Annotated in this window: 12 protein-coding genes; 5 read left to right on the top strand and 7 right to left on the bottom strand. The window is 72.3% G+C overall.

Features of this window, described 5'->3' with window-relative positions; translation table 11 throughout:
* Positions 1–7 precede the first annotated feature (7 nt).
* Genes C4B68_RS30035 through C4B68_RS30015 form a run of 5 tightly spaced genes read left to right on the top strand, consistent with a single transcriptional unit; the run spans position 8 to position 5,556 of the window.
* Positions 8–1,168, top strand: coding sequence for an ADP-ribosylglycohydrolase family protein (locus tag C4B68_RS30035; protein ID WP_099501088.1), 1,161 nt, complete (start codon positions 8–10; stop codon positions 1,166–1,168).
* Positions 1,165–2,634, top strand: coding sequence for an ADP-ribosylglycohydrolase family protein (locus C4B68_RS30030; protein WP_099501086.1), 1,470 nt, complete (start codon positions 1,165–1,167; stop codon positions 2,632–2,634). Before C4B68_RS30035 ends, C4B68_RS30030 begins: the two co-directional genes overlap by 4 nt.
* Positions 2,631–3,524 (top strand): ribokinase, encoded by an 894-nt coding sequence (rbsK, locus tag C4B68_RS30025; RefSeq protein ID WP_099501084.1) that lies wholly within the window; start codon positions 2,631–2,633, stop codon positions 3,522–3,524. Before C4B68_RS30030 ends, rbsK begins: the two co-directional genes overlap by 4 nt.
* Positions 3,521–4,723 (top strand): CaiB/BaiF CoA transferase family protein, encoded by a 1,203-nt coding sequence (locus C4B68_RS30020; RefSeq protein ID WP_099501198.1) that lies wholly within the window; start codon positions 3,521–3,523, stop codon positions 4,721–4,723. The genes rbsK and C4B68_RS30020 overlap by 4 nt, the downstream gene beginning before the upstream one ends.
* A complete protein-coding gene (locus C4B68_RS30015) occupies positions 4,720–5,556 on the top strand; it encodes an HpcH/HpaI aldolase/citrate lyase family protein (protein WP_099501082.1) in 837 nt (278 codons plus the stop codon). Before C4B68_RS30020 ends, C4B68_RS30015 begins: the two co-directional genes overlap by 4 nt.
* Before the next feature lie 234 nt (positions 5,557–5,790).
* Here C4B68_RS30015 and lgt read toward each other — a convergent pair whose 3' ends face one another.
* The 7 genes from lgt to C4B68_RS29980 form a co-directional block, all read right to left on the bottom strand.
* A complete protein-coding gene (gene lgt / locus C4B68_RS30010; protein ID WP_099501080.1) occupies positions 5,791–6,756 on the bottom strand; it encodes a prolipoprotein diacylglyceryl transferase in 966 nt (321 codons plus the stop codon).
* 118 nt (positions 6,757–6,874) lie between these two features.
* A complete protein-coding gene (locus tag C4B68_RS30005) occupies positions 6,875–7,651 on the bottom strand; it encodes a DsbA family protein (protein ID WP_099501078.1) in 777 nt (258 codons plus the stop codon).
* Between the two features lie 152 nt (positions 7,652–7,803).
* Positions 7,804–8,619: a tryptophan synthase subunit alpha gene (trpA, locus tag C4B68_RS30000; RefSeq protein ID WP_099501077.1), complete on the bottom strand. Its 816-nt coding sequence runs from the start codon at positions 8,617–8,619 to the stop codon at positions 7,804–7,806.
* Positions 8,616–9,926: a tryptophan synthase subunit beta gene (trpB, locus tag C4B68_RS29995; RefSeq protein WP_099501076.1), complete on the bottom strand. Its 1,311-nt coding sequence runs from the start codon at positions 9,924–9,926 to the stop codon at positions 8,616–8,618. Before trpB ends, trpA begins: the two co-directional genes overlap by 4 nt.
* Positions 9,927–10,296: 370 nt before the next feature.
* Positions 10,297–10,530 carry a tryptophan biosynthesis modulator TrpM gene (gene trpM / locus C4B68_RS44860; protein WP_373682207.1) on the bottom strand — a complete coding sequence of 78 codons (234 nt, stop codon included), beginning with the start codon at positions 10,528–10,530 and terminating at the stop codon, positions 10,297–10,299.
* 286 nt (positions 10,531–10,816) lie between these two features.
* Positions 10,817–11,626 (bottom strand): indole-3-glycerol phosphate synthase TrpC, encoded by an 810-nt coding sequence (trpC, locus tag C4B68_RS29985; protein ID WP_099501074.1) that lies wholly within the window; start codon positions 11,624–11,626, stop codon positions 10,817–10,819.
* 164 nt (positions 11,627–11,790) lie between these two features.
* A complete protein-coding gene (locus tag C4B68_RS29980) occupies positions 11,791–12,258 on the bottom strand; it encodes a DUF2752 domain-containing protein (RefSeq protein WP_099501073.1) in 468 nt (155 codons plus the stop codon).
* Positions 12,259–12,294: the final 36 nt, after the last annotated feature.

The following is a 12,294-nucleotide window of genomic DNA, read 5'->3' as shown; positions in this document are numbered from 1 at the left end:
TTCGGGCATGACGCCCAAAGGAGAAGGAACAGGAACCCTCGACGAACGGATCACCGGAGCCCTCGTCGGAGCCGCCGTCGGTGACGCGCTCGGCGGCCCCGTCGAGGGGTACTCCCCCGAGCAGATCACCGAACGCCACGGCGGCCGCGTCCACGGCATCGTCGGCCCCTGGAACGGCGCGGAATGGCGTACCGCCCGTCCCATCGCCCCGTACCACAAGGGCGACGGGCACGTCACCGACGACACCTTGATGACCCATGCGCTGGTACGGGTGTATGCCACCGTCCGCGACCACCTCGACGCGTACGCCGTCGCCGAGCACCTGGTCCCCGACCTCATGGGCACCCCCCGCTGGATCCCCGAGCTGGAGGCCGAGGCCCTCCCCCTCCAGCGGATCTTCCTCGCGGAGAAGTGGCTGGTGGCCCGCCTCCACTACGGCCACGTGGACCCCCGCGAGGCGGGCGTCGGCAACATCGTCAACTGCGGTGCCGCGATGTACATGGCCCCGGTCGGCCTGGTCAACGCGGCGAACCCGGCGGGCGCGTACGCCGAGGCGCTCGACATCGCGGGCGCCCACCAGTCGTCGTACGGGCGTGAGGCAGCGGGAGTCTTCGCGGCGGCGGTGGCGGCGGCCTGCGCCCCCGGGGCGACCCCGGACTCCGTCGTGGCCGCCTGCCTGGCCGCGGCGAAGGACGGCACGCGCTCGGCCATCCAGGCGGTCTGCGAAGTCGCCGCCCGCCACACGGACTTCGAGTCGGCGCTGACCCCGCTCCGGAAGGCGGTGGCCCCCTACGACACGGTCGGCCCCGACTACCGCTCCCCGTCCCTCGGCGCCCGCCGCCCCTCCCGCCTCCACTCCACCGAGGAACTGCCCGTCGCCCTGGGCATGCTGGTGGTCTCCGGCGGCGACTACCGCCACGCGGTCACCGGCTCGGTGAACTACGGCCGCGACTGCGACTCCATCGCCACGATGTCCGGCGCCCTCGCCGGCGCCCTCGGCTCCGAGGTCCCCCACGACTGGGCGAAAACGGTGGCGGAGTCGAGCCGCCTCGACCTGGCCGCCCCGGCGAGGACGCTCACCGAGGTGACCCGCGAGATCTTCGAACGGGACGTACGCCGCCGCCGGGCCCACGAGTCGGCGTACGCCGTCCTGACGGGAACACGATGACCTGCGCCGACAGACCGACGACTCCGGGGCTCCGACTGACCTGGGTCCAACCGGAAGACCTCGTCGGCCACGAACTCCACCAGGCCGCCCAGGACGGCCGCGAACCCGGCGCCATCGCCTCCCGCTGGCGCGCGGCAGGCGGCCAGGAGGCCCCCCTCCGCGCGGGAGCGTCCCCGACCCCGGCATCCCCGTACCTCCGGGTCCTGGCGGAAGACCTCCTCGACGAACTGGCAGACCTGCCCAGCAGTTTGGCGGACCAGGAACCAACGGACCTGGCAAGAATCAGGGCCCACTGCCCGAACTGGCCGTCCGTCGTAGCTGTGGGCATGCGTGCCACTAGGGGCGGCGCCCATCCCAACGAGAGCGGCACCCCGTCGGCGCCGGGCTGCGCACCCACCCGCACCCCAGCCCCCACCCAGCCCCGCCTGGAAGCAGCCTGGCTGGGCCGAGCCGTAGGGTGCCTCCTCGGCAAACCGGTGGAAAAACTCCCCCTGGAAGGGATCCGAGCGCTCGCCCGAGCCGCGGGCAACTGGCCCCTCCACACCTGGTTCACGGCACGCGGCGTCCCCGACGCGATCAAGACCACGTACCCGTGGAACAATCGCTCCGCCCCAACCTCCCTCGCTGAGAACATCGACGGCATGCCGGAGGACGACGACCTCAACTACCCCCTCCTGAACATCCTGTTGCTCCAGCGCCACGGCAGGAACTTCACCACCACGGACGTAGCCGGCCTCTGGCTGGACGAACTCCCCGCGGGCCGCACCTTCACCGCGGAGCGCATCGCCTACCGCAACCTCCTCACCGGCATCGAACCCCCACGCACGGCCCGCCACCGCAACCCGTTCCGCGAGTGGATCGGCGCCCTGATCCGCGCGGACGTACACGGCTGGACGAACCCCGGCGACCCGGCCGCCGCCGCGGCGCAAGCCCACCGCGACGCTACCCTCACCCACACGGGTAACGGCGTCTACGCGGCGATGTTCACGGCGGCCACCATCGCCACCGCGGCCACCGGAACGAGTGACGTCCACGCGTGCCTGCGCACCGGGCTCACCGTCGTCCCGCCCGCCTCCCGGCTGGCCCAGGCGGTCCGCCACGCCGTGCACCTCGCCCGTACGACGGACGACTTCGACACGGTCGTCGACGAACTGCACACCACCCACCGCGCCTACCACTGGGTCCACGCCATCCCCAACACCGCCCTGATCGCCGCAGCCCTCACCCACGCGGACGGCGACTTCACCGGCTCCATCTGCCGTGCGGTGTCGGGCGGCCTCGACACCGACTCGAACGGCGCGACGGCGGGGAGCATCGCGGGACTGCTCGCGGGCGGCCCCGCCGCCCTTCCCGACCGCTGGACCAGCCCCCTCAAGAACCGGCTGGCCACCTCGATCGCCGACTTCAACGGCATCGGCTTCGACACCCTCGCCCACCTCACGCATCGGGAGACCCGTCGACCATGACCCACATCGCCGTACTCGGCAGCACGAACATGGACCTCGTCGCGTACGTCGCCAAGGCCCCGCAGCGCGGAGAGACCGTGACGGGACGGGAGTTCCGTACGATCCCCGGCGGCAAGGGCGCCAACCAGGCGGTGGCCGCGGCCCACGCGGGCGCCGACGTCTCGCTGATCGGCGCGGTGGGCGCGGACGCCTTCGGCACCCAGCTCCGCTCCACGCTGGAGCACTCGGGCGTGGACACCGGCCATCTGCGCACCATCGAGGGCCCGTCCGGCACCGCGCACATTGTCGTGGACGACGAGGGCGGCAACGCGATCGTCGTCATCCCCGGCGCGAACGGCACGGTCACCGCCCTCGCCCCCGGCGACGAGGGCCTCATCGCCGCCGCCGACGCGCTGCTGCTCCAGCTCGAAATCCCGCTGGACGCCGTCATCGCGGGCGCCGAGGCCGCACGCAGGCACGGTGTCCGTACGATCCTGACCCCGTCACCCGCGCAAGCTCTTCCACCCCAACTCCTCACATCCGTAGACCTGTTGGTGCCCAACGAGCACGAGGCCGCCGCGCTCACCGGTGTCACCGACCCCCGCGAGGCGGCCGCCGCCCTGCTCGACCAGGTCCAGGAAGTCGTCGTCACCCTGGGCGCCGCCGGCTGCCTGTACGCGGCCCGGGGCGCCGCACCGCTGGCCGTGCCCGCGCCCCGGGTGACCGCCGTGGACTCGACCGGCGCGGGCGACACCTTCGTCGGCACCCTCGCGGTGGCGCTCGGCGAGGGCCGGGAGATGCCGGAGGCGCTCGCGTGGGCATCGGCGGCGGCGGCGCTGTCGGTGCAGCGGCCCGGGGCGTCGTCCTCGATGCCGTACCGCTCCGAGATCGACGCCGAGGCCGGCTCATGAACGTGCACACGGAGAGCGGCCCCCTCACCGGCCTGCGCGTCCTCGACCTCGCCACCCTCTTCGCCGGGCCGCTCGCCGCCACGATGCTCGGCGACTTCGGCGCGGAGGTCATCAAGGTCGAGCATCCGGCCAAGCCGGACCCGTCCCGGGGCCACGGCCCGTCGAAGGACGGCGTCGGCCTGTGGTGGAAACTGCTGGGCCGCAACAAGCGCACGATCACCCTCGACCTGTCGAAGCCCGGCGGCCACGACACCCTGCTCCGCCTCGCCGCCACCGCCGACGTGATCATCGAGAACTTCCGTCCCGGCACGCTGGAGAAGTGGGACCTGGGCTGGGCGGAACTGTCGGCCGCGAACCCGCGTCTCGTCCTCGCCCGCGTCACCGGCTTCGGCCAGTTCGGCCCGTACGCGCACCGCCCCGGCTTCGGCACACTCGCGGAGGCGATGAGCGGCTTCGCCGCGATCACCGGCGAACCGGACGCCCCGCCGACCCTGCCGCCCTTCGGCCTGGCCGACTCGATCGCGGGCCTGGCGACGGCGTACGCCGTGATGACCGCGCTGACGGCACGCGACCGCACCGGCGAGGGCCAGGTGGTCGACATGGCGATCATCGAACCGATCCTGACCGTGCTCGGTCCCCAGCCCATCTGGTACGACCAGTTGGGCCACGTCCAGCCCCGTACCGGCAACCGCTCCGCGAACAACGCGCCCCGCAACACCTATCGCACGGCGGACGGTTCCTGGGTCGCGGTCTCCACCTCGGCGCAGTCGATCGCGGAACGGGTGATGCGGCTGGTAGGACGCCCGGACGTAATCGCCGAGCCGTGGTTCGCCACGGGCGCGGACCGGGCACGCCACACCGACATCCTGGACGAGGCGGTCGGCTCCTGGGTCGCCCGCCACACCCGCGCCGAGGTCCTGGAAGCCTTCGAGAAGGCGGAGGCGGCGGTGGCCCCCATCCAGGACGTACGCGATGTCATGGCCGACCCGCAGTACGACGCCCTGGACTCGATCACCACGATCGACGACCCCGAGCTGGGCCCCCTGCGCATGCAGAACGTCCTCTTCCGGCTCTCCGCCACCCCCGGCGCGATCCACTGGGCGGGCCGCCCGCACGGCGCGGACACGGACGCGGTACTCACCGAACTCGGCCTGACGGGGCCCGAGATCGACGCGCTGCGAGCGGAGGGCGCGCTATGACCGCGGAATTCCCCCTCACGTGGCTGTACGTCCCCGGGGACCACCCCGACGTCGTGCTCAAGGCCCTCGCATCCGGGGCCGACGTCGTCCTCATCGACCTGGAGGACGCGGTCGCCCCGGACCGCAAGGAGTACGCCCGCGCGGCCACGGCGGACCTCCTCTCCGAGCCGCCGCCCGTCCCGGTCCACGTCCGCGTGAACCCCCTCGACAGCCCCCTGGCGGAGGCCGACCTCAAGACCCTCTCCCCGCTCCGCGGCCTGTCCGGTATCCGCCTGCCCAAGGTGACCTCGCCCGACGAGGTCGTCCGGGTCGCGGAGGGCGTCACCCCCGCGGAGGGGGGCGCGATCCCGCTGTTCGCCCTTCTGGAGTCGGCCCTCGGCGTGGAACATGCCTTCGCCATCGCCTCCGCTCACCGGGCGCTGCGCGGTATCTCGCTCGGCGAGGCGGATCTGCGGGCGGACCTGGGCGTACGGGAGGACGCGGGCCTGGACTGGTGCCGCGCCCGCGTGATCGTGGCCGCCCGCGCGGCAGGACTGCCGCCGCCGGCCCAGTCGGTCTACCCGGACATCCGCGACGTCGAGGGCCTCGCCGCGTCCTGCGCCCACGGCCGCACCCTGGGCTTCCTCGGCCGCGCGGCTATCCACCCCCGCCAGCTCCCCATCATCGAGCGGGCCTACCTCCCCACCCCCGCGGAGATCGAGTCTGCCGAGGCCGTCATCAAGGCCGCCGCCGGCGCACCCGGCGCCCAGGCCCTCCCCGACGGCCGCTTCATCGACGCGGCAGTGGTCACGGGCGCCCACCGCACCCTCGCGCTGGCCCGCCGCCTGGGCTGAGCCGTCCCCTGGGGCTCCAGACCCGAGCGGGTTGCGAAGGGTTCGGCACCGCCGACCGCGTTCGTGGGAGAAAAGGTGCCCGTTCTCCCGGCGGGCACCTCTTCTCCGCCCAGACGGCGCTCAGCCACGACGGTCGTCTTCGGCGGTGCCGAGCCCACCCGAACCCTGCTCGGGTACGTCGATGGGGGCGCCGCATCGCAAGTCGCGGCGCCCCCATCGACGTACCGGAAGAACTCAGCTCTTCTTGGCCGACTCGGCCTCGTCCTCCACTGCCGACTCCGCGGGCTCGGCGTCAGCCGGCTTGCCGAGGTCGACCGAGTCACCGTCGGCCTCATCCGCAGCCTCGCTGGAACCGGCCTCACTGTCACCATCGCCGGAGGCGACCGCTCCCGGTTCCACGATCTCCTCGCGCCCCGGACGGCTGCGCGCGGACAGGACGATGTAGATCACGGCGAGGAGGAAGACCGCCATCGCGGTCCAGACGTTGAGGCGCAGGCCCAGGATGTGGTGGGCGTCGTCGACGCGCAGGTACTCGATCCAGGCGCGGCCCACACAGTACGCGGCGACGTACAGCGCGAACGCACGGCCGTGGCCGAGCTTGAAGCGGCGGTCCGCCCAGATGACGAGGACGGCGACGCCGATGCACCACAGGGACTCGTACAGGAACGTCGGGTGGTAGTACCCCGGCACCCGTCCGTCCGTGGCGGAGGTGATGTGCAGCGCCCAGGGGACGTCCGTCTCCTTGCCGTACAGCTCCTGGTTGAACCAGTTGCCCCAGCGTCCGATCGCCTGCGCGAAGGCGATGCCGGGCGCGACGGCGTCGGCGTACGCGGGAAGCGGGATGCCACGGCGGCGGCATCCGATCCACGCGCCCAGCGCGCCAAACGCGATGGCGCCCCAGATGCCGAGGCCGCCCTCCCAGATCTTGAAGGCGTCCACCCAGTCACGGCCCTCGCTGAAGTACAGCTGGTAGTCCGTGATCACGTGGTAGAGCCGGCCGCCGACGAGGCCGAAGGGGACGGCCCAGACGGCGATGTCGGCCACCGTGCCGGCCCGCCCTCCCCGGGCGATCCAGCGCTTGTTGCCGAGCCAGACGGCTACGAAGACGCCGATGATGATGCAGAACGCGTAGCCGCGCAGCGGAATGGGGCCGAGGTACAGCACACCGCGCGAGGGGCTGGGAATGTAGGCAAGTTCCATGGCAAGGTCGACGCTACCGTGCCGGACGCCGCCGACGGCATGTGGCCCGGCAACGGGTCCATAACGTGCGGTGCCCCCGGCGTGCCGACGGCCGGGGGCACCGATGCCCGCGAAGGGCTCAGCCCTTGTTCTCCGCCTCCACCAACTGCTTCAGCTTGGCGGGGGTCATCGTCTGGTCCGCGTAGATGTTCTTGCCGCCGAACAGCACGGTCGGCGTGGAATTGACGCCGCTGCTCTGGCGGGCGGCGTTCGACTTCACGACCCAGCTGTCATGCGTGCCGTCGTTGACGCACTTCTGGAACGCCGGGGTGTCCAGCCCTTCGACCTTGCCGGCCAGCTCGATGAGCTTGCTGTTGTCGGCGAAGGCGTCGTCGGCCTCCTGGGGCTGGTTCTCGTACAGCACGTCGTGGTATGCGGTGAACTTCCCGGCGTCCTGGGCGCAGGCGGCGGCGTTGGCCGCGCGGAGGGAGCCGCTGCCGCCGGCGATCTCGTCGATGAGGGTGACGAGGCGGTACTCCACCTTCAGTTGGCCCGCGTCGACCAGTTCCTGGATCGTCGAGCGGTACTTCGCCTCGTAGGACTGGCAGGCCGGGCAGCGGAAGTCCTCCCACACCGTGAGGGTCGACTTGGCGCCGTCCTTGCCGACGGGGATCGCGAGAGCGCCCTTGCCGGTCGCGCCCGAGGGCGACACGACCGGGCCCGCTGTGTCGCCCTTCTTTTCCTTGCTGGCGTTGGCGGCCAGCACGCCGATCACCGCGGCCAGGGCGAGGACGCAGACGACCGACGCCCCCACGATCAGCGCCCGTCGGCGCTTCTCCGCGGCCTTCTGCTTCTCTCGCTCGACCGCAAGCCGCTCGCGGGCGGTGCGCTTTCCGTCACGGTTCTTCTCGCTCACATCCGGCAGAACGAACCGGGGAGGCGCAGCGCGCCTCCCCGGTCCCAGGTCCACCCCTTCGAGTGAGCGGATTCCGCGTTACGTGGCTGTACGGACTCCGCGTCGCAGGCGTAGGTGCCTGGACGGACTCCGCGTCACGGGCATCACGGGCGTTACGCCGTCCCGCGCACGCCCTTCGCCAGGTCGGCCGCGAGGGCGCGTACGGCGTCCAGGCCCGCCTGCTCGTCGGGCGCGTCCAGCATCCGCTTCACGAAGGCCGAGCCGACGATCACGCCGTCGGCGAAGCCGGCCACCTCGGCGGCCTGGGCGGCGTTGGAGACGCCGAGGCCGACGCAGACGGGCAGCTCGGTGGTGGCCTTGGTGCGCCGCACCAGGTCCTGGGCCTGGGCACCCACCGACTCCCGCGTGCCGGTGACGCCCATCAGCGAGGCCGCGTACACGAAGCCGCTGCCCGCCGCGGTGATCTCGGCGAGCCGGGCGTCCTTGCTGCTGGGCGCGACGACGAAGACGGTCGCGAGGCCGTGCTTGTCGGCGTGCTCCCGCCACAGCGCCGACTCCTGGACGGGCAGGTCGGGCAGGATGCAGCCCGCGCCGCCCGCCTCGGCGAGTTCGGCCGTGAAGCGCTCGACGCCGTAGCGGTCGATGGGGTTCCAGTACGTCATCACGAGGACGGGCTTGCCGGTGGCCTGGTAAGCCTCCCGCACCGTCCGCATCACGTCCGCGATCTTGACGCCGCCGCGCAGGGCGATGTCGTCGGCGGTCTGGATGACGGGGCCGTCGAGGACGGGGTCGCTGTGCGGCAGCCCGACCTCGACGATGTCCGCGCCGCCGTCGAAGACGGCCTTGACGGCGGCGATGCCCCCGTCGACGGTCGGGAACCCGGCCGGCAGGTAGGCGATGAGGGCGGACCGCCCCTCCTCCTTCGCCCCGGCGAGGGTGTCGCTCAACAGCTGGATGTTGCCGCTCACTTGGCGTCCCCCTGGATCTCGGCGTTCTCGCTGCCGGCGTCCGCCTCGACGACGGCGTCGACATCGGCACCCGTGTCGGCGTCGGTGTCGTAGAGGCCGAAGTAACGGGCGGCCGTGTCCATGTCCTTGTCGCCGCGGCCCGACAGGTTGACGACGATCAGCCCGTCCTTGCCCAGCTCCTTGCCGACCTCCAGGGCACCGGCCAGCGCGTGCGCGCTCTCGATCGCCGGAATGACGCCCTCGGTGCGCGACAGCAGGAGCAGGGCCTGCATGGCCGCGTCGTCGGTGACCGCGCGGTACTCGGCGCGCCCGCTGTCCTTGAGGAAGGAGTGCTCGGGCCCGATGCCCGGGTAGTCGAGCCCCGCCGAGATGGAGTAAGGCTCGGTGATCTGCCCCTCGTCGTCCTGGAGGACATACGACCGCGACCCGTGCAGGATGCCGGGTTCACCGGCGGTCAGGGTCGCGGCGTGCTCCCCGCTCTCGACGCCGTGCCCGGCGGGCTCGCAGCCGATGAGGCGTACGTCGCTGTCGGGGATGAAGGCGTGGAAGAGGCCGATGGCGTTCGAACCGCCGCCGACGCAGGCGATGGCGGCGTCGGGAAGCCGGCCGGCGCGCTCGAGGATCTGCCGCCGCGCCTCGACCCCGATCACCCGGTGGAAGTCACGCACCATGGCGGGGAAGGGGTGGGGCCCCGCGACGGTCCCGAACAGATAGTGGGTGTGATCGACGTTGGCGACCCAGTCCCGGAAGGCCTCGTTGATGGCGTCCTTGAGGGTACGGGAGCCGGACTTCACGGCGATGACCTCGGCGCCGAGCATGCGCATGCGGGCGACGTTGAGGGCTTGGCGCTGCGTGTCGATCTCGCCCATGTAGATGGTGCATTCGAGCCCGAAGAGCGCACAGGCGGTGGCCGTGGCGACGCCGTGCTGACCGGCGCCGGTCTCGGCGATCACCCGCTTCTTGCCCATCCTCTTGGTGAGGAGGGCCTGACCGAGCACGTTGTTGATCTTGTGGGAGCCGGTGTGGTTGAGGTCTTCCCGCTTGAGGAAGACGCGGGCGCCACCGGCGTGTTCGGCGAACCGGGGTACCTCGGCGAGTGAGCTAGGCCGCCCGGTGTAGTTGACGAGCAGGTCGTCGAGCTCACGGGCGAACTCGGGATCCGCCTTCGCCTTGTCGTACTCGACGGCGACCTCGTCCACGGCGGCGACCAGCGCCTCCGGGATGAACTTGCCGCCGAACGCGCCGAAGTATCCCTCGGCGCTGGGAACTTGACCCTCCGGGTCGGGAATGAAGAACTCGCTGGGCATGCGGTTACCTCGCAGGGGCGACAGCCCCGGTTACAGGTCGGACTGGGGTCACGTTAACCACGTACGCACGCGAAACGCCTCCGGCGCGGGGCCGTACTCGCCCCACTGCGGGCTCTCCCGGCCACTGGGGTGGGTTCTCCCTACCTGGGTCGGGGTCCCCCTGCCCGGGTCGGGTTCTCCCACGCCCGCGTTGGGTTCTCCCCAGCCGGGCTGGGTTCTCCCCGCCGCGACGGCGAGAAGCCGAGCGGCGCAGATCGGCGGTGCCGGACCGGCCGGGACCACCCGCCAGGGAACCGGGCGTGCCCGGGTGGTTGTCCCCGCCGCGACGGCGAGAAGCCGAGTGGCGCCGACCGGCGGTGCCGGGCCCGGCTCAGCCCACCCGCAGGGTGAGCCGGGCCGGAGAAGAGAGAGCGAGCGCGCGTACGCGCTCGGGCCATCGCATGCCGTTCACCTGTCCCGGCTCATCCCCGATGACGTACCGAACCCGGCGCCCGTGCACACGCCGCGCGGGCGCGCGGCACCCCCGCGGACGGCAGCCGCGAGCGAGGCGGGCGTAGGGGTCCCGGGCCGCCGAGGCGACCTGGAGCGGCACGGCGGACCGCACGCGGGGGCGCCCGGCGTATGTGTCCCCGCGGCTGAGCGGCTCCGGGGAAGTGCGGGTGCGTTCCCGCGTCGTTCGGTGCGTGCTCTCCGCGTGCCGGACGAAGGCCCTCGTAGCGGAGCTACTTGGGCCTTCGTCCGGTGCGGCGAGAGTGAGTGCCGGGCGGCGTGGGGGCGTGCCTGAACTTCCCCGGGGTCGTTTAGGGCCCGGCGCACCCGACGGCTCACCGTCGGGGCACAGGACCGGACGGAGAGCGGTGGAGGCGTGAGCCGGAGCGGGCACTGGCGGGTCAGTCCCGTCCGTGGCGCAGCGCGGGGTGCGCCCCGGCCGCCACGAGGTCGGAAACCGCCGTCTTCGGGTCGCGGCCGGTGACGAGCGACTCGCCCACCAGGACCGCGTCGGCGCCGGCGTTGGCGTAGGCGATGAGGTCGTGCGGCCCGCGGACACCGGACTCGGCGACCTTGACGATGCTGTCGGGGATCTCCGGGGCGACCCGCTCGAAGGTCGTGCGGTCGACCTTGAGTGTCTTCAGGTCGCGCGCGTTCACGCCGATCACCTTCGCGCCGGCCTCCACCGCGCGCTCGACCTCGTCCTCGTTGTGCACCTCGACGAGGGGCGTGAGCCCGATGGACTCGGCGCGCTCGATGAGGGACTCGAGGGCGGGCTGGTCCAGGGCGGCCACGATCAGCAGCGCGAGGTCGGCGCCGTACGCGCGGGCCTCCCACAGCTGGTACGACGTCACGATGAAGTCCTTGCGCAGGACCGGGATGTCCACGCGGGCGCGGACGGCCTCCAGGTCCGCGAGCGAGCCGCCGAAGCGGCGCTGTTCGGTGAGGACGGAGATGACGGCCGCGCCACCCGCCTCGTAGTCCGCGGCGAGCGCGGCCGGGTCGGCGATCGCGGCGAGCGCGCCCTTGGACGGGCTGGAGCGCTTGACCTCGCAGATGACCTTGACGCCCTCACCGCGCAGGGCGGCCACGCCGTCCTTGGCGGCACGAGCCTTCGCCGCGCGCTCCTTGAGCTCGTCGAGGCTGACGCGCGCCTGCCGTTCCGCGAGGTCGGCACGGACTCCGTCGATGATCTCGTCGAGCACACTCACGCGAGCGGCCCCCTTCCCTGCGGTGGACGTCGAAGCGGTCGAGCATCTGACCCGGGTTCATCGCCTCGGACGGTAAGACGCCTCACTGCGATGGTATCCGGAGGAAGGCGTAGGCCTCGCATCCGGTTGACGCCAGTCCCACTACCTGGACATTCGCCATTTGATCAAGGATGCAACCAGCCACCGAAGGGCAAGTTCCGGACAACGGTGAAGACCACCACGAACGCGCCCACGCTCCACAGGTGGACCGGCCCGAGATCCAGGCGCAGGGGCCGTCCGCGCACCGAACGGACTGCCCAGACGGTCCACACCACCGCGAAGACCAGGTATCCCGCGACAGCGAGGGCGTTGTCGGTGAGCGCCGCCGCGAAGTCCCCGTGCACGAAGGCGTGCGCGCTGCGCAGGCCGCCGCAGCCGGGGCAGTACACGCCTGCGAAGCGCAGCAGCGGGCAGACGGGGTAGTGCCCGGGCTGGTTTGGGTCCACGGCACCGACGTACGCGAAGGCGCCGACGACGGCCGCGAGCACCCCACCGGGGACGACGAGCCGCCGCAGCGCACCACCGGCACCGGACGCGCCGCGCGCGCTCGCGGCCCGCGCCGCCCTCTGGGTTTCGGCGTTCACCCCACGCATTCTGCCCCTCCCCCGGATCCCACGCCCGCCGCGAAC

The sequence above is a fragment of the Streptomyces dengpaensis genome (assembly GCF_002946835.1).
Lineage (GTDB): Bacteria > Actinomycetota > Actinomycetes > Streptomycetales > Streptomycetaceae > Streptomyces > Streptomyces dengpaensis.
Note: the sequence above shows the minus strand (reverse complement) of the source record. Positions and strands in the feature narration are given on the sequence as shown.

Bases quoted from the DNA above. Each gene is read 5' to 3' on its own strand.
- C4B68_RS29980 (WP_099501073.1), bottom strand. From the start codon at position 12,258: ATGCGTGGGGTGAACGCCGAAACCCAGAGGGCGGCGCGGGCCGCGAGC.
- C4B68_RS30015 (WP_099501082.1), top strand. From the start codon at position 4,720: ATGACCGCGGAATTCCCCCTCACGTGGCTGTACGTCCCCGGGGACCAC.
- C4B68_RS30035 (WP_099501088.1), top strand. From the start codon at position 8: ATGACGCCCAAAGGAGAAGGAACAGGAACCCTCGACGAACGGATCACC.
- C4B68_RS30030 (WP_099501086.1), top strand. From the start codon at position 1,165: ATGACCTGCGCCGACAGACCGACGACTCCGGGGCTCCGACTGACCTGG.
- rbsK (WP_099501084.1), top strand. From the start codon at position 2,631: ATGACCCACATCGCCGTACTCGGCAGCACGAACATGGACCTCGTCGCG.
- C4B68_RS30020 (WP_099501198.1), top strand. From the start codon at position 3,521: ATGAACGTGCACACGGAGAGCGGCCCCCTCACCGGCCTGCGCGTCCTC.
- lgt (WP_099501080.1), bottom strand. From the start codon at position 6,756: ATGGAACTTGCCTACATTCCCAGCCCCTCGCGCGGTGTGCTGTACCTC.
- trpB (WP_099501076.1), bottom strand. From the start codon at position 9,926: ATGCCCAGCGAGTTCTTCATTCCCGACCCGGAGGGTCAAGTTCCCAGC.